Source organism: Limnospira fusiformis SAG 85.79, assembly GCF_012516315.1.
Taxonomy (GTDB): Bacteria; Cyanobacteriota; Cyanobacteriia; order Cyanobacteriales; family Microcoleaceae; genus Limnospira; species Limnospira fusiformis.
In genome coordinates this window covers 368,398-388,469 of sequence record NZ_CP051185.1, presented here as the reverse complement: position 1 = coordinate 388,469, position 20,072 = coordinate 368,398, and the positions used below count along the sequence as shown (strand labels likewise).

The following is a 20,072-nucleotide window of genomic DNA, read 5'->3' as shown; positions in this document are numbered from 1 at the left end:
AATTGGGGTCATTCCGTAAAATTTGAGCATCAGTGAGAGGTCAAATAGGTATATTGGGTCAAACTGCGTTCATAGTTTTGTAGGAGAAGCTGAGATTCTTCGATGGTAATTTTCTGGGACTGAAGGGCTTTTTCAGTTTGGCGGCGGATACTTTCCACCAAATCCTCACTGTCATATTGTACATAACCCAAAACCTCATTCATAGTGTCGCCTTTGATGACATATTCTACCTGATAACCTTGAGGATTGAGTTGAATATGAACCACATGGGTATCGCCAAATAGGTTATGTAAATTCCCCATAATTTCCTGATATGCGCCCGCCAAAAACATCCCCAAATAGTAGGGCTGTGAAGGGGTTAAGGGGTGCAGTTCCAAGATGGGTTTAGAATCTCCCCAATTGATAAAGCGGTCTATTTTACCATCACTATCACAGGTCAAATCTGCCAAAGTCGCCCTTTGAGTTGGTTCTTCATTAAGGCGATGAATTGGCAAAATCGGGAAGAGTTGGTCAATCGCCCAGGAGTCCGGCGCAGACTTGAACACGGAGAGATTTACATAGTAAATAGAAGCCATAATCTGCTCAATAGACTTTAAATCATCCGGGATAATTTCCAAGTCTCGAATAATCTCGCGGATTTTATGACAACAAGCCCAATATAATTGTTCAGCTTTGGCGCGATCGCGTAAATTCAAGTAACCGAAATTAAAGACACTAATCGCCTCCCCTTTAAACTGGATCGCGTCGTGATAGGCTTCTTGGTAATTATCGGGATTAATAGATTGATAGGTTTCGGCTAAATTCCTGAGTAGGAGATGGTCATCATCATTAATATTCGGAGGGTTGGCGGTGCTGGGTTCACTACTTCCCAGGATATCAAAAACCAAGATAGACTGATGAGAAGCGATCGCCCTTCCACTTTCGCTAATTAAAACAGGCGCATCAATTTTTCCCTGTTCGCAGGCTTCCTTAACTTCCGCCACAATATCATTAGCATAGTTTTGCATATTGTAGTTTTTGGAAGCGGGGGCGTTAGTTTTAGAACCATCATAATCTACCCCCAAGCCGCCGCCGACATCCAGATATTGCATATTAGCGCCTAATTTAGCGAGTTCCACATAAATTTGACTAGCTTCTCGGATGGCATCTTTAATCGCACTAATAGAGGAGATTTGTGAGCCAATATGGAAGTGTAGAAGCTGCAAACAATCCAACATTCCCAAACCCTGGAGGCGATCGCATACTTGGATAATTTCGGGAATAGTTAAACCAAACTTAGCGCGATCGCCGGTGGAACCTCCCCAACGTCCTACACCTCGGCTTCCCAATTTCGCCCGCACTCCTAAAATCGGTTGTATCCCCAGATTTTGACTAGCGGCTATGGCTAATTCCACTTCTTCTAACTGTTCCATCACCACAATAGTTTTACGTCCCAACCGTTGGGCTAACATGGCGGTTTCGATATATTGTCGGTCTTTATAGCCATTACAAATCAGTAAAGCACCGGGAGTAGTCAGACAAGCCAAAGCAATCAACAATTCCGGTTTAGAACCCGCCTCTAATCCCAATTGATAAGGCTCCCCAAAGCGCACCAAATCCTCAATCAGATGACGTTCTTGGTTACACTTAACCGGATAAACTCCCCGATAAACTCCCGGATAATTATAGCGGGCGATCGCCTTAGAAAAACAAGCGTTTAGGCGTTCAATGCGGTCCTCCAGGATATCAGGAAAGCGGATCAGTAAAGGTAGCCCCAGATTTCGTTTTTTCAGAGACTCGACCAACTCATATAAATCAATAGACCCACCGCGATCGCCTTGTGGGGAAACCGTGATATGACCCGCAGCATTAATAGAAAAGTAGGGTTCACCCCACCCCTGAATGTGGTAGAGTTTCTCGCTATCTTCAATAGTCCAAGTTCCCATTTGGTCAGATACCCCATGATCAGAAACCGAGTCCGAAGCAGAAGGGGTCAGGGGTTGTAATTTCATAATCGCGAAGTTCCTTACTGTTAGCGTCTATGAGACAGTGTAGCTTGACAAGTCGGGGATCTTCATGAAAACTATAGTTGGGGTCAATAATGTTTTCGGAGCGACATGGCATCGTTAGCTAAACTTTGATCAACTTTGATTAACTTTAGGATCGGTGTTGGTGTAGCGATCGCCTGAAATTGTACCTCACAGGTTAGTTGATCCAGATCACCACGGAAGCGCATAATCTGATACAATTCGGGTCCAAAATTTATGCGACGATGATAGACGGCTCAAGAATATAGCTATCAAGATATTCTTGAAGATATATCGGCTGAAAATATATCACAGAGTATTCATGTAGAAATCTATCCTAGGAGAGTTACCTAGGAGCAGGGTCAAAAGTGAAAATAAGTTTATGTATTGCTGCTATCTCTAAAATTAAGCTTACTATAGACCCTATCCCAGTTATCCTCGGAAAATTGCCTAGAGGTTTGCTCGGTTAACATCACTGGCAGAAATCGAATTATGATCAACACCGTTAAGCAACACAAATTCTTCCTAGAGGTGACAGCCTTACTGTCTGTGGGTTCCGTCGTTACAGGTTATACCAAAGCGGCAACCCCGTTTTACACACATTTTTCGGGACCTACTGTTAATAGTATCACCGCTAGTAAACTGCTGGATTTTGCCAAAAAATTGGGGGAACAATCCCCAGGCTTGAGTAAGGAAAAATTAGCCAAATCTGTGGGAGGTGCGATCGCTTTAGGGTTATTGCAAATAGCCCAAAAAAAAACCTATCAACATATCGCCAGAGAATTAAAGCATTTAGCTAAACATACTCAACAATACTGGCTACAAATCGAACACAGTAGCGAAGGTATAGCAGACTATGAGGCGATCGGTGAACACCATTTGCGTTATACATTAGCAGCTAATGGGTCAGATATTTTCCTGAAAACTCTGGATCTGCAAAGTTGGGAACACTTAATCACCTGGTTAATGGAACAACATAAATCCCATTTATCCCACGGTATTCACTATTACCAAGATGCCATTAAAGCTATTAGCAAACATTTGCATAAACGGTTCGCCCATAATCTCACAGAAATCTGGAAACAAGATGCTGCTAAAGGGGGTAAAGTTTTTCATAGTATGGTATTAGACTTGCTGCGAGATGGTCAAACCTCAGCCCATAAAATTGCTATTACCCAACAAGACATCCTAACTATTTTAAAACAGTTGAACACTGGACTACAGGATAAACTAGAGTCAATTCAGGAAGCCTTAGAGCCATATTTTGACCAGAGCAAAACACCTTTTACGATTTCGCCACAATGCGAAAGTATCATAGCTGATACAACTAAGTATTTTGTGGGGCGGACTCATGTTTTTGAAGCCATTAAGGAGTTTTTGGAAAAAGAACCCCCAGGTTATTTTGTCTTGGAAGCAGATCCCGGCTATGGAAAAACCTCTATCCTGGCGCGTTGTGTGCAGTTATTTGAAGGTCATTGCCTGAGCTATTTTAACAGCCAATCTTTAGGGAAAGTGACCGCTCGACAATTCTTAGAAAATATCTGCACTGAACTAATTGAATATTATCAACTGGACTATACCAGTTTACCAGAAAATGCCCTCCGAAATGGTAAAGTTTTATCACGGTTGTTAAAAGAAGCCAGCCAGAAGCTACCCCGGGGCAAAAAGTTGGTGGTAGTAGTGGATGCTTTAAATGAGGTGGATTTGTCGAGTCAAACACCGGGAAGTAATGTGCTTTACTTACCGGATAAACTGCCGGAAAATGTCTATTTTATCATCTCGAAACGTGATGAAAAACTGCCTTTACCCGTCAGTGACAATAAAACCATCTGTAATTTAAGGCAGTATCGGTCAGAAAGTGCTTGGGATGCTGGTAAATACACCAATAAACGGCTGTCGCAAAGTCGCTTTATTCAACAGTGGATGGCATCACAAAAGTTGACCTCGGAACAGTTTTGTACTCAACTGGTCGCCAAAAGTGAAAATAACTTTATGTATTTGCGCTATGTGTTGAATGATATACATAATGGGGTGTATAATGGTAAAACTTTGGCAAGTTTACCGATTGGCTTGTGGGGGTATTATAAGCACCACTGGCAGATGCTGAGGATTAACCACAAATCCTTACCTATGGCGCAAATTCGTGCTATTTATGTATTATCAAAAGTGCGCGAACCTGTGTCTTGTCGTTTGCTGGCTAAGTTGACAGGAGTGGAAGAATCGGTGCTATCTACATTCCTGGAACAATGGGATCAATTTTTGCAGGTGCAAATTATTGACAACGAAACTCGATATAGTATTTACCACGGGTCTTTTCATGATTTCCTGGAAAAGCAATCGGCTGATTCTGGTGTGAATCTTGAAGAACTTAAACGTGGTATTGTGGAGAATTTAGCGAAGGGAGCGCCTTTATGACCCAAAATCTGGCAAATTGGCTGACTGAACAGTTACCAGAAGACCGTCTCCATGTGTTACGACACCAACCTATTTATCTGGCGGAAATTAAGGATATAAAACGCTTGGTTGATTGGTTAATGGATTTTGGCTTTTTGGAACAAAAGTTAGCCAATGTGGGGATCGCGGCGATAATTGATGATTATGATTTAGCCTTACCTTTAGTGTCCCCAGGTCAGCAACGGGTTTTCCAATTGATTCAAAAGTCTTTGTTGATGTCTTCTCATATCCTGGAGGAAAATAACGACCAGTTGGCGGAACAGTTGATGGGACGGCTACTGTATTTCTCGGAAGAGGGGATTAAGGGTTTTATTGAACAGGTGAAACAATACCAGCAGCGGTCTTGGTTTTGTCCGCTGTTTCCCTGTTTTGATTCCCCTGATGGGGTGCTGATTCGGACTTTGGAGGGTCATGAAGACTCGGTGAATGCGGTGGCGATTACTCCTGATGGTAGGGCTGGTGTGTCGGCTTCGGGAGATACTACTCTAAAGTTGTGGAATTTGAAGACGGGACGGGTAGTGCGATCGCTTCAGGGTCATACTTGTAGGGTCTTGGCTTTGGCGATTAGCCCTAGCGGTAAGCGGGCGATTTCCGGCTCCTATGATAACACTATCAAAATGTGGGATTTACGGACGGGTGAAGAGTTGCGATCGCTTGTCGGTCATGGGGATTGGGTGACAGCGGTGGCGATTACTCCGGACGGTAAACGCGCTCTGTCAGGCTCAAAAGATACTACTATCAGGCTGTGGGATTTGGTGACGGGGGAGGAAATACGAACTTTTACCGGTCACGGGGATTTGGTGGCGGCGGTGGCGATTACTCCGGACGGTAAACGCGCTCTGTCGGCTTCTTTTGATAAGACTCTCAAACTCTGGGATTTACAAACCGGGGAAGAGTTGCGATCGCTTGTCGGTCATGAAGGTTCAGTTTGGGCGGTGGCAATTACTCCGGACGGGAAACGCGCTCTGTCGGGGTCCTTTGACCAAACTCTAAAACTCTGGGATCTACAAACCGGGAAAGAGTTGCGATCGTTTGTCGGTCATGAAGACTCGGTGAATGCGGTGGCGATTACTCCGGACGGAGAAAGGGCTTTGTCGGGGTCTTTTGATAAGACTCTCAAACTCTGGGATTTACAAACCGGGGAAGAGTTGCGATCTTTTATGGGTCATTGTCGTTGGGTGTGGGATGTGGCGATCACTCCAGACGGTACGCAAGCACTATCGGGTTCTTTTGATAAGACCCTCAAACTCTGGGATTTGGGTACGGAAGAGGAGTTAGATTGTTTCCACGGTCATAGTCATGCTATCTCTGCGGTAGCAATTACCCCTGATGATAGGTTTGCTCTGTCGGGTTCCTATGATGAAACTCTCAAGTTGTGGGATTTGCGGACAGGACAGGAGTTGCGCTGCTTGGTGGGTCACAGTGATTGGGTCAGGACGGTAGCCATTACCCCAGACGGTAAACGGGCTTTATCTGGGTCGGAAGATACTACTCTCAAGCTGTGGGATTTGGAGTCGGGACAAGAATTATATTCTTTGAATGGTCATACTGACCCGGTTAGGGCGGTGGCGATTAGCCGTGATGGTCGGTGGGCGCTTTCGGGGTCGGAGGATAACACCCTGAAACTTTGGGATATGATCACTCTCAAGGAAATTCGGTCTTTTAGCGGTCATGATGATTCCGTTTCAGCGGTGGCGATTAGCTGTGATGGTAGGTGGGCGCTTTCGGGGTCGGAGGATAACACCCTTAAACTCTGGGATTTACAAACTGGACTGGAAGTGCGATCGCTTGTTGGTCATCGCCGCTGGGTTGATGCGTTGGCGATTACCCCAGACGGTAAACAGGCTCTGTCCGGTTCCTTTGATGATACTCTCAAGTTATGGGATTTGCTCACCGGGCGAGAAGTGCGATCGCTTGTCGGTCATCGGCGATCGGTTAATGCTGTGGCGATTACCCCAGACGCTAAACGGGCTGTGTCCGGTTCTTTTGACGATACCCTCCTGTTATGGGATTTGAACACCGGAACCGTCCTCGCTAAGTTCATCACTTCTTCTGCTGTCCGATCCTGTGCGATCGCTTCTGATGGCCGTACAGTGGTCGCTGGTGATGGCGGCGGACAAATGTATTTTTTAACCATTCAGGGCTGAAACCTCCACCCCCCCTAAACTACCACCCCTTTAGGTTTTTCTGTGTTGAACAAAAAATCAAGCGTATAGCCATATCACCCCCACAGTCTCATCATAGCTGGGGGCTGATGATTTGTCAACCCCCTACCCCCAAAATCAGGCGATTTTTTTGAGGTGTTGAACAAAAAATCATCTAGCCCAAAATCATTTAATAGAAGCCATATTTTTAGGGATTCTTTTAGGAGGTGATACGCGCCGCCGTTTGGGTTTAAAAGGATTTTTCAGCCAGTTTTGGAAACCATCAACATAGGTAAACCAGACGGGAACGACAATCAAAGTTAAGAGGGTAGATGTAGTCATTCCACCAATAACAGCGATCGCCATAGGACTGCGTACCTGAGAACCTGCGCCCCATTCCAAAGCAATAGGTAACATACCAGCGATGGTAGAAAAAGTGGTCATCAAAATAGGTCTCAGTCGGGAGCAGCCAGCTTCTAGGACTGCATTAAATCGAGACATTCCCATCTGTTGATTAGCCATAGAACAATCGACCAAAAGGATGGCATTTTTAGTTACCAAACCCATCAACAAGACAATACCGATGAGAGCAAATAAGCCCAACTCTTTTTGAGTAATCATCAAGGCTAGTAATGCGCCGCCGAGGGACAGAGGTAAAGCCATCAAAATGGTAACGGGGATAATAAAGTTGTTGTAAAGCAATACGAGGATGGCATAAATCCCCAAGACAGCTAAACCCAAAGCGGAGAGAAAGCGGGTGAAGACATCAATCATAATTCTAGCATCACCTTCGGACTGCTGTTGTACATCAGGCGGTAGAGGGTTCATAGCTGGTAAAGCCTGTACCTGTGCGAGAGCATCACCCAAGGAAAGACCTTCTAAATTAGCCTCCAATTGTACTTGTCGGGAACGGAAATAGCGGTCAATAGTAGCGGGACCGCTACCGATAGTAATATCAGCGACCGCAGAGAGGGGAACTAATCGACCATCCTGGGTAGGTATGCGTAAATTTTCGATCGCATCAAAATTGTTGCGAAACTCCTCAGCCAATTGTACTCGGATAGGAATTTGGCGATCGGGTAAGTCAAACTTAGCCAAATTGGACTGATTATCACCCAAGGTAGCTAATAAAGCGGTACGAGCGATCGCCTGTACAGAAACGCCCAAATCTCCAGCCCTTCTAGGGTCAGGACGAATCAAGATTTCGGGTCTGACCAAACTAGCGCTAGAGGTAACTTCTACGAGTCCGGGAATTGACCGCATTTGTCTTTCCAAAGCATTAGCAGTTTCTAACAAAGAATCGGGGTTATCACCACTCAGAACAATAGATAAATCTTTCCCGCCGCCACCTGCACCTTGGGACTGAAAGCTAATTCTCGCGCCAGGAATTTGAGTAAAACGGGTTCGCATTTGTGCTTCAAATTCCGCCTGGGATAGGTCCCGTTCATCGGAGGGGACTAAATTTACAGACAGGGTAGCTCGGTTAACTTCTACGACACCTTCCCCACGATTTCCCAAGACTGCTAAAACGTTGTCAACGGCGGGATTTTCGGCTAAGAGTGCGATCGCTTCCTGGGTGGTAGTTTGCAATTCAGCTAAAGTAGAACCGGGTGGTAATTCCAGGGAAATGGTACTTAATCCAGTATCTCCACTATTAAATAAGCCTCTGGGGATGAGGGGAACTAATTGTAAACTCGCGACAAAAAAGGCGATCGCTAATAATAGGGTAGTGATGCGGTGTCGCAAAGACCAACCCAAAAGGCTGCGATAGGGAGAGAAGCGCCGCCGGGTGTGATTAGTGTCAGTTTTGGGAGGTGTTGATTTTTGTTGAAGTAACCTAGCGCCCAATAGGGGAGTCATGGTACAGGCGACCAGGGTAGAAAACATGGTAGAGGTGGCGACTGTGACCCCAAAGGGTTGGAAAAACTGACCGGGAACTCCTCCCATAAAAGCGACCGGAAGGAAGACAGCGACAATGGTGGCGGTGGTAGCGACTACGGCTAATCCAATTTCGCGGGAAGCATCAATAGCAGCTTTAAAAGGAGGTTTACCCATCTCAACGTGCTGATCTATATTTTCCATCATACAGATAGCATCATCTACTAGGTTTCCCATGGCTAAAGCTAGGGCTAATAGAGTCATCCCATTGAGGGTATAATCGAACAGGCGCATCACCAGGAAGGTGGGTAAAATCGATAAAGGTAAGGCGATCGCGGTAATTAAAGTGGGTCGCCAGTTTCGCAAAAATATACCGACCACCACAACGGTTAAAATGGAACCGATAACTAAAGCATCCACTGAGGCTTGATAGGACTCGCGAATAGAGTTAGCCCTGGTAACAATTAGTTCTAGGTTAATGTCTTCTGGGAGTGTCTTTTGTAGGTCTACCACCCGATTGCGAATACCTTGTTCTACAGATACTAGGGTGCTTCCGGTACTACGGAGGACAGAAAAGGCGACGACGGGAGTACCCATTTGACTGTTAGAGTCGAGGGGAAAGTCAGCAAATTTGGCGACTTGGCGGACTTCTGCTAAACCATCGGTAACCGTGCCAATACTGGACAGGGGAACTGAGTTACCATTGGGGAGTATAATTGGATAGTCTCTTAATGCTTCGACGGTTTGGGCGCTTCCGAGGGTGCGGATACTTTTTTCACTACCGCCTACTTGCGATCGCCCTCCGGGAAGGTTAATATTAAAGGCACGAATTTGGTCGTTAACTTGGGTAGTGGTAAGGCCCAGACCCTGAATGCGATCGGGGTGAAGTTCGATGCAAATTTCTCGGTCAACTCCTCCGATTCGCTGAATTTGGGCGACACCGGGAACGTTAAGTAAAGCGCGGCTAATGTTGCGATCGACAAGATCGCTAAGTTCTTCTACTGAGCGAGTGGGTGATGTTACTGCGTAGGTCATAATCGACCCGCCCGCAAATCGGAGACGCTGTACAATGGGGTCGTTAATATCTTGGGGTAGGCTTTGGCGAATTTGGGCGATCGCATTACGGACATCATTAGTAGCGCGATCGCTATCGGTTCCCAAAACAAAACTCACCGTAGTGGTAGATACTCCGTCTCTGACGGTAGAGGTAAGTTGGTCAATATTTCCTAATCCGGCGATCGCATCTTCTACCGGTTTAGTTACCTGATTTTCCAATTCATTAGGACCCGCTCCCGGTTGTGTAACTGTCACCGTAACAGCCGGAATATCTATATTAGGAGTATCATCAATTCCCAGTTGAAAAAAAGACATCACCCCCACCAGAGTCAGAATCAAAAACAGCACCAAAGTGGGAACAGGTTGTCGAATCGACCATTCGGAAAGATTAAAACTATTTTTAGCCATAATTTATTAATTAATTCCCGGTTATCTTATATAATCAGTTTTGGTTGCCAAGAGGGAAAGGCTTTAATAGCTTTATTTCTCCCGTGGATGTTAAAGGTATAGGTCTAGGGGAGAGTAGACTATTGTACGCCAGCCAATGTATCCACCACAGAATGTGTGTGCATTGACTGGAGATAGAAATGCGATCGTCCCCAGCACCTAGTCTAGCATTTGCAGATGACAATGGGGAAAGTGTCCGGCCATGTTAGAATGATAAGTTGGCTTGACTATGACTAAACTTGACCACTTCTAAAACACTTGTCAGGTGTGGGAGTGGTTTTTGTGGTTTAGTGGCTGTGATGTGTATATCTACCAATTAGCTTAATTATGACTGATGCGATTCGCTTTCTTATGTGTCCCCCAGATCACTATGATGTAGATTATGTGATCAACCCGTGGATGGAGGGTAATATTCATAAATCATCCTACGATCGCGCTGTAGAACAATGGCAGAAACTTCACCATACCATTAAAGATCATGCGATCGTCGATCTAGTGCAACCAGAGAAAGGTTGGCCAGATATGGTGTTCACAGCTAACGCCGGACTTGTCTTAGATAAAACTGTCGTTATCAGTAGGTTCTACCATAAAGAACGCCAAGGAGAGGAACCCTATTTTAAGGCGTGGTTTGAAAGCCAAGGATTTACCGTCCACGAACTCCCCAAAGATCTCCCTTTTGAAGGCGCAGGAGATGCTTTATTAGACCGTGAAGGGCGCTATTTATGGGCGGGATATGGTTTCCGGTCTGAACTCGACTCTCACTCGCTGTTGGCGGAATGGTTGAATATAGAAGTCCTATCCCTGCGATTAATGGACGATCGCTTCTATCACCTCGACACCTGCTTTTGTCCTTTAACCGGGGGTTATTTGCTGTACTATCCCCCAGCTTTTGATTCCTATTCAAATCGTCTCATTGAACTGCGAGTTCCCCCAGAAAAGCGCATTGCTATTGATGAACCAGACGCGGTTAATTTCGCCTGTAACGCCGTCAATATTAACCAGACGGTGATTATGAACAAAATCAGCGATAACCTGAAATCAAGGCTATCTGAAGCCGGATTTAATGTCGTTGAAACTCCCCTGACCGAATTTCTGAAAGCTGGAGGGGCGGCGAAATGTTTAACTCTGCGGGTAACTGAACCCATTATTGAGGATCGCCATGCTGCGACCCAACTCGAAAGCCGCACAGTCTGTTTACAGGGTCACTTGTTAGATGCAGGTTTAATTAACCGCGCCTTAGATCTAGTCGTCGAAGGTGGCGGTAGCTTCCAAGTCCAGAATTTTAATCTAGGAGAACAGCGCCAAAGTACCTCTAGCGCCCAAATTAAAATCTCAGCCCCCTCTCATGAGGTCATGGAAGAGATTATGAGTCAACTTATTGATATCGGCGCGTTTTCTCTACAAGAGGATGTTCAAGATGCGAAACTGGAAACTGTCCATCAGCATGGTGTCAGTCCCGATGATTTCTATGTGACTACCATTTATCCCACAGAAGTACGCATCGCCGGTGAGTGGGTCAGAGTTCAAAATCAGCGCATGGATGGTGCGATCGCTGTTACCGAAGGACCCTCAGGACCGATCGCCCGTTGTAAATTGTTGCGAGATCTCGAAGTTGGCGAAAAAGTAGTTGTCGATGTTATGGGTATCCGCACTATCCGCAAAGCTGAATCTCGTGAACAGCGTAATAATCAGGAATTTGGCTTTATGTCGGCGGGGGTTTCTAGTGAACGGCGCGTAGAATTGATCGTCGAACAGGTAGCCTGGGAAATGCGCCAAATTCGCGATCGCGGTGGTAAAGTCGTCGTCACTGCTGGTCCTGTGGTTATTCACACTGGCGGCTCTCAGCATTTGTCTCGTCTCATTCGCGAGGGTTATGTCCAGGCTTTATTGGGCGGAAATGCGATCGCTGTTCATGATATTGAACAGTCCATGATGGGAACTTCTCTCGGTGTCGATATGAAACAGGGAGTCGCCGTCAAAGGAGGACACCGCCATCATCTCAAAGTGATTAATACTATTCGGCGCTGCGGTAGCATTGCTAGTGCTGTCCGACAGGGAGTAATCACCAGTGGTATTATGTATGAGTGTGTCCGCAATGATGTTCCCTTCTCCCTGGCGGGTTCCATCCGCGATGATGGCCCTCTACCTGATACCCAGATGGATTTAATTCAAGCACAGCAGCACTATAACCAGTTGCTACAAGATACCGACATGATTCTGATGCTCTCTACCATGCTCCATTCTATCGGTGTCGGCAATATGACTCCATCTGGGGTTAAAATGGTTTGTGTGGATATTAACCCGGCTGTGGTTACCAAGTTAAGCGATCGCGGTTCCGTTGAGTCTGTGGGTGTCGTCACTGATGTGGGGCTGTTCCTCAGCTTGTTAGTCAAACAACTTGACCGGTTGACCAGTCGCTATGATGCCAAAACTGCCGTCTAACCATCCATAATTACACCATGCCACAAGTCTCCCCCGATCTAATCATCGGGGAGATTAGCATCTCTCTATACCCCATCAAAACAAACTAGGACCTCCTACCGTTTACCACTGGCGGGAAGTCCTAGTTCATAATTATCCTGGCATCTTGCTATTTTCCCAGGCAGCTACCCGCCAAGTATCTTCGCCGTTTCAGCGTTTCACATCCGAGTTCGGGATGGATCGGTGTGGTTCCACTGAGCCATAGACACCAGGAAAGCCCTAAAATCTCTCTCTGGTTGCGATCGCTTTAGCGTTTTCGCCGCTTCTCTCTCTCGCACAGTTATTAATAGTAGGGGATAGTTCAGGAAATGTCAACCCCTAAATCAAACTTTTTTTGAGATTTCCTCAAACCCCTGATAGACAAGGATTTGCCGCCCATCGGATCGGCACAATCGCCTCTAAATCTAATTGGGCGGCGACTGGGGCTAATTGTTGTAGGTCTGTGGGATTGTCCAAATAGGGAATCACACCCAAAACCGGAATTTGGGTGAGGGAGGTAATCAGATCCGCCGGAGTCCAATTCTCAACATCCTGGGGTTCTGTGGGTTGAAGACAGTTAAGGACAATGCCGCGCAAATTTACTTTAGCCTGTCTAGCGAGGGCCACATTAGCCACAGCCTGAGCGATCGCCCCTAGTCGCACAGGAACCACCAAAACCGTCGGTAAAGCCCAATCCCGCGCCAAGTCAGCCACAGTCAATTCCCTAGTGACAGGAGAACCCAAACCGCCCAAGGCTTCCACCAGGACAAAATCTCGCTGTTGCTGAAGGTTGACCAAAGCTGACCAAGCCTGATTAAGTTCTACCCGGCGATTTTCCTTTTCCGCCGCCAAGGGGGGGGCGAGGGGTGCATCAAAATAAATCGGTGCGATCGCCTCTAGGGACTCTTCGCGTAAAAATAGGCGTTGATACAATTCGCGATCGCCTATTCCCGATTGAATTGGTTTGAGTACACCCCAACTCAGGGACTTTTGGTAACTGTCAAAATAGGCAATTAACGCGCTAGTTAAAACCGTTTTTCCGGCTTCCGTATCAGTTGCAGTAATCAGCAGGGTATTTTTCACAGTTAGTATGGCGCGATTAATTTGTCAAGATTCTTAACCTCATTATTCCCCATACCATCCACCTCCGCCTCTGGTTCCGGGAAAAAAGTTGGCGATTTTTCCGATGGTTTAGGGTTCCCACTCAGATCAAGATTCCTCTCTTGGTTTTCCGGTATAGGTTCCGGCTTGGGTTCCGGTTCCGGTTCCGGCTTGGGTTCCGGTTCCGGTTCCGCTATAGGTTCCGGTTCCGGCTTGGGTTCCGGTTCCGGCTTGGGTTCCGGTTCTGGTTCCGGTTCCGCTATAGGTTCCGGTTCCGGTATAGGTTCCGGTATAGGTTCCGGTTGTGGTTGTGGTTGTGGTTGTGGTTGTGGTTGTGGTTGTGGTTGTGGTTGTGGTTGCGGTTCTGTAGGAATGATAGGAGGTAAAGAGTTAATCAATTCCAACTCTAGGGTATATGCAGTCTCAGACAATCCTGGGAGAGTTTCCAGGATAATGGTATAGTCACCATCAGCAAATAAAGGACCCTGCCAAATTGATACCCCAGTCGCGCGGGAATTAACCGGGTTGTTGTCAGGTCCGAGTAATGTCAGTAAAACACCATCCCCAGTAACAGAGAGATAAAGCTGTTGTCCTTCCGTAGCCGAGAGGACATATTCAGATAGTTGGTTCGCGGCGATCGCCCCTTCAACAACAGTAGTATCTCCCGCCGCAATATCTAAGCGTCTAGTTGAGACTTCCGGTTGTGGTTGTGGTTGTGGTTGTGGTTGTGGTTGTGACTCAGATTCTGGTGGTGTCGTAGGTCTAGGTTCCGGTCTAGGTCTAGGTTCCGGTCTAGGTCTAGGTCTAGGTTCCGTTTCAACATTAGTAATGGGGTCTGGGTCTGAATCTGACCCGGTAGAATTTAGTAGATAGCTGACCAAACTCCAAGACCCATAACCCGCGATGATAGCCACAGCAATTCCCGCCGCCATAACAGCAACTGGGTTATTCCAGAAAGACTGAAGGGAAGGGGTAGATATCACCGGAGTAGTTTGATGATTAGACCCCGATCGCATAGAGACAGGAGATCCCACCGCCAGAGTTTTGAGTCCTGATAAATTCGGGTCAGTAGTGGGGGGAGTCGGTACAATTCCAGAGAGATTATTGAGAGCCTGTTCTACTTCCCTAGCTGACTGATAGCGATCGCCAGGATTACGGCTCAACATTTTATTGAGAACCGTGGCCAGTTGAGGGGTGACAGTCGCCCAAGGTTCCCACATCCAGGTTAAATTTTGTTGGTTAATTAAATCTTGCGGTTCTCGTCCAGTCAGCAGAAAAATCGCCGTTACCGCCAAAGCGTACAAATCGCTGCTGGGGGAAACCTTCCCCATTTGCATTTGTTCAGCAGGAGCATAACCCAATTTTCCCACCCTAGTTTGACCCACCGGCTGAGTTAGACCCGGAGACTGAATATAAGTCGCCTGTTCAATAACTACCCCAAAATCAATCAAAACCGGGAGCTGATCGCGATCGCGACGGATAATATTATCCGGGGAAATGTCGCGATGAATAATATTGAGACCATGGAGATGTTCCAAAACCGGTAGCATTTCCTGAAGGAAAGTTATCACCTCAGCCTCAGCAAAAGTGCGAGGTTGACCCACCGGGGCATTTTTCCGGTCCTTGAGCAGCGCATAATAGGTTTGACCCTCCACATAGTCTTGAACCAAAAACAAGCGCTGATTTTCCTCAAAAACCGCCCCAAATTTGGGAATTTGCGGGTGTTGGATTTGGTAAAGCACCTGAGCTTCCCGCCTAAATAGTTCTTTAGACTTTTCCCAAGCATAGGTCCCCATTTGCACCGGGGTAAATTCCTTTAACGCGCAATACTCATTAAAGCGACCAAGATCTTCAGCCAGATAAGTTAAGCCAAACCCCCCCTGACCCAAAACCCTGATCAAGCGGTAGCGATTTTGTAAAACAGTCCCTAGTGGAATAGCCGATTGCATAGAATTGATACTTGTCATAGGTTACAAATTAACAGATAAATCAAAGCGAAGCCGTCAAAAAGTCTTGATTGTGCCCCCCTCATTTGTGTTTAACAACATTTTTAACCATGTTTCCGTGAACCTTCCCTTTCCGTCGCTGTATTATTTCGTCTAGTCTGGTCTGAATCAATTTACCCATAACCTATATGTTGAGCCAAGCTCGCCCCAACTTGGTTGAGCATATCATCAACAACCGTCGCCACCTGTTCCGATCCTTTGATAAGGGGAGTTACCCGTGAATGATAGCCAATTTAACTGTTTCCTAGGCTACTGAATAATGGTAAAATAACTAGGAATGAACTGCGAGGAAATGCCGTGATCCGTTCTGCTACTCTACCCCTTCCTCATTCTGAGGCACTAATGACCGACCACAATCGACTACGATTGTTTTCAGGTTCTGCCAATACAGGTTTAGCCACCGAAGTGAGTCGCTATCTGGGCATTGATTTGGGGCCAATGGTTCGCAAGCAGTTTGCGGACGGAGAACTTTACATCCAAATTCAGGAGTCCATTCGAGGCTGTGATGTCTACCTAATTCAACCCTGTTGTCATCCAGTCAACGACAACTTGATGGAACTCCTAATTATGATTGATGCTTGTCGTCGAGCCTCTGCTAGGCAAATTACCGCCGTAATACCCTATTATGGCTATGCTAGGGCAGACCGCAAAACCGCTGGCCGCGAATCGATTACAGCCAAACTGACCGCTAATTTAATCACCCAAGCTGGTGCGAGTCGGATTTTAGCCATGGACTTGCATTCGGCACAAATTCAAGGATATTTTGATATTCCCTTCGACCATGTTTATGGTTCACCTGTTATTTTAAACTACCTAGCTAGTAAACAACTATCTGATATTGTCGTAGTATCTCCAGATGTCGGAGGTGTGGCTCGTGCCAGAGCTTTTGCTAAAAAACTCAATGACGCACCCCTGGCGATTATTGATAAGCGCCGTCAGTCTCATAATGTAGCAGAGGTTCTCAATGTCATTGGTGACGTTAGAGGCAAAACAGCCGTTTTGGTCGATGATATGATTGACACAGCCGGGACTATTAGCGAAGGCGCTCGCCTCCTCCGGGAAGAGGGTGCTAGGCAGGTTTATGCCTGTGCTACCCATGCGGTGTTTTCTCACCCAGCTATTGAACGTCTGTCTACGGGGGTTTTGGAGGAAGTGATTGTGACTAACACTATCCCAGCTTCCCCGGATAAAACTTTTGATCAGCTGACTGTGTTATCGGTTGCTAATTTACTTGGTGAAACTATCTGGCGCATTCACGAAGATAGTTCCGTTAGTAGTATGTTCCGCTAATTGACCAATTGTTAGCTTTGGCGGCGGGAAAACTGCGGACTCTACCGGAAAGGCTGAGTGTCCGGTTTACAACCGCCGCCGGGTTGGTCAAGGCAAAGTTTTTTTGTAAATGCGATCGCATCGTCGAGTTTCTACTCCCGTTGTCGGTTCATAGCCATGGTGTTCATAGAGTTTCACGGCTTCCCTTAAAACCGTCGCAGTTTCAATCCAAATCTCCTGAAATCCTCGTCTGTTAATTTCTTGTTCTAATTGGGTTAATAAATATTTGCCTAACCCTAGACCTCGGACCTGTGGCTGTAAATACATTTTCCGAATTTCCACGGCATTTGTACCACGATTAATCGGATAATAAGCAGCAGTTCCGACTAGGTTTTGATGTTGTTCGACTACCCAAAATTCCCCATCATTATTAAGATAATACTTTTCGACTTCCCAGACATCGATATCAGCGCCTTCCGGTTCACAAGTTAAGCGATATTCAGCTAATACTGAGGCGATTAAGTCTTGAACAACTTGGCGATCGCCTGATTCCCAGGAACGAATTATAAAATCTTTATATACTTTTCTCATAACCGTTAATTCGGTGATATAATCAGTTAAGAAGTCGGAGAATTGGGCAGAGACTAACTATGAATCCGGGGTTCCGGGTGTAGTGTGGAAAGGAGTTGGCTTTCAATAGTAGCCAATTCCTCTAGTCTTTGGCTAACGGTTTCCTGTTCAAAATAAGTAGTTGCTAACACCCAATAAATGCCATAGTGACGCGCTTCGGAAGCCATCAAACCGCGATAAAACTTAGCCAATTCTGGATCGGGACAATATTCAGACAATAAGCCCAAACGTTCATGGCTGCGGGCTTCTATCAATCCAGAAACCAATAATAAATCAAGCATTCTGTGTGGTTCTTCTCGGCGGACATGGCGATTCAAACCCGCGCCATAGGGGGGAGAGGGAAGCGATCGCATGGGAATGTGTAGTTTTTCGAGCCACTGATTTACCTGTTCAAAATGCTGTAATTCTTCTTGAGCGATCGCTGTTAACATTCGCACCAATTGGGTACTAGAGGGATAACGAAACATCAAATTCAAGGCTACTCCCGCCGCCTTACGTTCACAGTGGGAGTGGTCAAGTAGGATGATATCCAAATTAGCGATCGCCTGTTGAACCCAAGCCATTGACGTAGGTTCTTTCAAGTATTTAATAGTTGCTCGTGAACCAGAAACCACAGATCCCATATCAAGACCACCGAAAAGCCACCCTAATCATAGCAGATCTGACCCAGTAGGGTACGTCAGAAGCGGTCAACCTCGCTGATAACCCGATGATTGATACAGCTTGTTCACCAGTCGCTTAATACATTGCCCTCACCCTAAATCCCTCTCCCACAGAGGGAGAGGGACTTTGAGAGGTGATCAATAGTAGGGTACGTCAGAAGCCGTCAACCTGGCTGATAACCGGATGATTGATACTGACGCACCACAGTAGTAGGGTGCGTCAGAAGCCGTCAACCTGACTGATAACCGGATGATTGATACTGACGCACTACAGTAGTAGGGTGCGTCAGAAGCGGTCAACCTGACTGATAACCGGATGATTGATACTGACGCACCTTATTATATAGCGGTTCTAATGTCTATAAGGTTTAACCCTCACCCAAAATCCCTTTCCCAGAATGGGAGAGGGGCTTTGAATCGTACCTCATGAGTCGGAGAACTGCTATAGTTTATTAGCGTTTACTCAGTTAAGCCATCTCTTTTATATGCCCAAACCGCAATGATAATTAAAACAAAACTAGCCCAAAACAACCAAAGTAAATGCAATAATGTATAACTTGGTTCGTCATTGATACCCGCCGATAACGAGATAAGTTTTTGGGCGTGATACACTGGCGATAATAGCATAGCATTTTCAACCCAAACCGACTCAGAAAAGGGCAGCAATCCTGAAATCAATCCGATCCCCAAAAACGACAAGCCATTGACAGTATTGACAGCTTTTGGGTCTACAAAATAACTAACAATTAAACTGAACGCTATAATGGGAATGGCTACAATCAAAAAAGTCAGCACCAAATAAATTAATTGTTGAAAATCAAAGTTTAATTTTAATTGCATATTTCCATAGGTTAAGGTAAGCATGATAACTATCATGCAAATCGAAAGAGATACAAAAACTTTAGACAAGATATAGGTGATCGAAGAAAGTGGAGTGGCGCGAATCAGCTTCAGCCAACCTTCTGCACGTTCTGATGAAATTTGACCCGGTAATGATTGCAAACAAAATGTCAGTAGAAATACGCAACATAAACCAATTAAAGCTTGCTTTACTGTATTCGTTTCTGGTTTGAATATCATACAACAAATGATTCCGCCAATCGGCAAGAGAATTCCAAATAGATAAATTGGGGTACGATATATTTGTAATACTTCAGACCAAATCTGCGCCTTAAATGACTGAAATTGATAAAACAAACCTATCGCTGTGTTTTTGGGCAATAAAATAGACTGTGTTTTAGTATCTTTATTCTGTTCAAAATCTGCTCCAGCGACTGGTTCTTCAGAAATTTGAGAACCTTCTAAATTTGGAGAAAATTTTTGCAAATTGAGATACCGAGTTGCCAGACCCTCGAGTTCTTGCCAGTCGGCTTTATTATTGGTAACCATCAAAATAGTAACGCCCCGTTTTTTACACTCGGTAATTTGATGCCAAAATTCTTCGTATCCTTCTTTATCTAAATTGCGAGTCGGCTCGTCTAAAATTAAAAGTTGAGGATTGCCAATCAATGCCAATGCAAATAAAAGTCTCTGTTTCTGTCCGCCAGATAGTGACGCAGCAAAACTGTCTTTCTTCTCAGTTAAACAGACTTGTTTCAGTGCTTCCTCTGTTGAAATAGAGTTTGAGTAATAGCCCCGAAACAAATTAATTAATTCTCTGACTTTCAATTTGTTTGGCAACTTGGTTTCTTGCAAAACGACACCGACCAAACTTTTAGATTCGGGGTCGTTAGATGGACAACCCATCAACTCAACTTCTCCATCAGTTGGTTCTATCAAACCCAAAATTAGATTTAATAGTGTCGTTTTACCAGACCCATTTTGACCCTTCAGTACGACGAATTCTCCAGGTTCTATCGTAAAACTTATATCTGCCAGTACAGTAGTTTTTTGAAACCATTTTTTGAAAATCTTCGATACATTTTTGACTTGAACTAAACTTTTCATGGAAATTTTCTA

General features: G+C 45.5%; 12 protein-coding genes and 1 rRNA gene. 4 read left to right on the top strand and 9 right to left on the bottom strand.

Annotated elements, in window-relative coordinates; all coding sequences use genetic code 11:
- Window positions 1–29: 29 nt before the first annotated feature.
- Together speA and HFV01_RS01960 are read right to left on the bottom strand one after the other, a co-directional pair.
- The gene (speA, locus tag HFV01_RS01965) at window positions 30–1,991 is read right to left on the bottom strand and encodes a biosynthetic arginine decarboxylase (RefSeq protein WP_006623438.1); all 1,962 of its coding nucleotides are present in this window, start codon (window positions 1,989–1,991) and stop codon (window positions 30–32) included.
- Between the two features lie 83 nt (window positions 1,992–2,074).
- Window positions 2,075–2,227, bottom strand: a complete 153-nt coding sequence (locus HFV01_RS01960; RefSeq protein WP_155839127.1) for a hypothetical protein — start codon at window positions 2,225–2,227, stop codon at window positions 2,075–2,077.
- Window positions 2,228–2,498: 271 nt separating this feature from the next.
- Here HFV01_RS01960 and HFV01_RS01955 point away from each other — a divergent pair, with 271 nt between their 5' ends.
- Together HFV01_RS01955 and HFV01_RS01950 are read left to right on the top strand one after the other, a co-directional pair.
- A complete protein-coding gene (locus tag HFV01_RS01955) occupies window positions 2,499–4,421 on the top strand; it encodes an ATP-binding protein (RefSeq protein WP_193520783.1) in 1,923 nt (640 codons plus the stop codon).
- On the top strand, window positions 4,418–6,607 hold the full coding sequence (locus tag HFV01_RS01950) for a WD40 repeat domain-containing protein (protein ID WP_193520782.1): 2,190 nt from the start codon (window positions 4,418–4,420) through the stop codon (window positions 6,605–6,607). Before HFV01_RS01955 ends, HFV01_RS01950 begins: the two co-directional genes overlap by 4 nt.
- 183 nt (window positions 6,608–6,790) lie before the next feature.
- Here HFV01_RS01950 and HFV01_RS01945 read toward each other — a convergent pair whose 3' ends face one another.
- Window positions 6,791–9,946 (bottom strand): efflux RND transporter permease subunit, encoded by a 3,156-nt coding sequence (locus HFV01_RS01945; RefSeq protein WP_193520781.1) that lies wholly within the window; start codon window positions 9,944–9,946, stop codon window positions 6,791–6,793.
- Between the two features lie 366 nt (window positions 9,947–10,312).
- Here HFV01_RS01945 and argZ point away from each other — a divergent pair, with 366 nt between their 5' ends.
- A complete protein-coding gene (gene argZ / locus HFV01_RS01940) occupies window positions 10,313–12,427 on the top strand; it encodes a bifunctional arginine dihydrolase/ornithine cyclodeaminase (RefSeq protein WP_006623431.1) in 2,115 nt (704 codons plus the stop codon).
- 135 nt (window positions 12,428–12,562) lie between these two features.
- Here the strand turns inward: argZ and rrf are convergent.
- The 3 genes from rrf to HFV01_RS01925 all read right to left on the bottom strand — a co-directional run bounded on the left by rrf (window position 12,563) and on the right by HFV01_RS01925 (window position 15,495).
- Window positions 12,563–12,679: ribosomal RNA gene (rrf, locus tag HFV01_RS01935) — 5S ribosomal RNA — on the bottom strand.
- 132 nt (window positions 12,680–12,811) lie between these two features.
- Window positions 12,812–13,528 carry a dethiobiotin synthase gene (bioD, locus tag HFV01_RS01930; RefSeq protein WP_006623430.1) on the bottom strand — a complete coding sequence of 239 codons (717 nt, stop codon included), beginning with the start codon at window positions 13,526–13,528 and terminating at the stop codon, window positions 12,812–12,814.
- A 2-nt stretch (window positions 13,529–13,530) separates the two neighbouring features.
- A complete protein-coding gene (locus tag HFV01_RS01925) occupies window positions 13,531–15,495 on the bottom strand; it encodes a serine/threonine-protein kinase (protein WP_193520780.1) in 1,965 nt (654 codons plus the stop codon).
- Between the two features lie 354 nt (window positions 15,496–15,849).
- Here HFV01_RS01925 and HFV01_RS01920 point away from each other — a divergent pair, with 354 nt between their 5' ends.
- Window positions 15,850–16,842 (top strand): ribose-phosphate pyrophosphokinase, encoded by a 993-nt coding sequence (locus HFV01_RS01920; RefSeq protein WP_008054907.1) that lies wholly within the window; start codon window positions 15,850–15,852, stop codon window positions 16,840–16,842.
- An 87-nt stretch (window positions 16,843–16,929) separates the two neighbouring features.
- On the opposite strand, the gene HFV01_RS01915 is transcribed toward HFV01_RS01920, so the two are convergent.
- From HFV01_RS01915 to HFV01_RS01905, 3 genes are all read right to left on the bottom strand, one after another.
- Entirely contained in the window at window positions 16,930–17,412 is a 483-nt protein-coding gene (locus HFV01_RS01915) for a GNAT family N-acetyltransferase (protein WP_006623426.1), read from the bottom strand.
- 53 nt (window positions 17,413–17,465) lie between these two features.
- Window positions 17,466–18,074: a MiaE family protein gene (locus HFV01_RS01910; protein ID WP_006670660.1), complete on the bottom strand. Its 609-nt coding sequence runs from the start codon at window positions 18,072–18,074 to the stop codon at window positions 17,466–17,468.
- Window positions 18,075–18,572: 498 nt separating this feature from the next.
- The gene (locus tag HFV01_RS01905) at window positions 18,573–20,060 is read right to left on the bottom strand and encodes an ABC transporter ATP-binding protein/permease (protein WP_006670679.1); all 1,488 of its coding nucleotides are present in this window, start codon (window positions 20,058–20,060) and stop codon (window positions 18,573–18,575) included.
- Window positions 20,061–20,072: the final 12 nt, after the last annotated feature.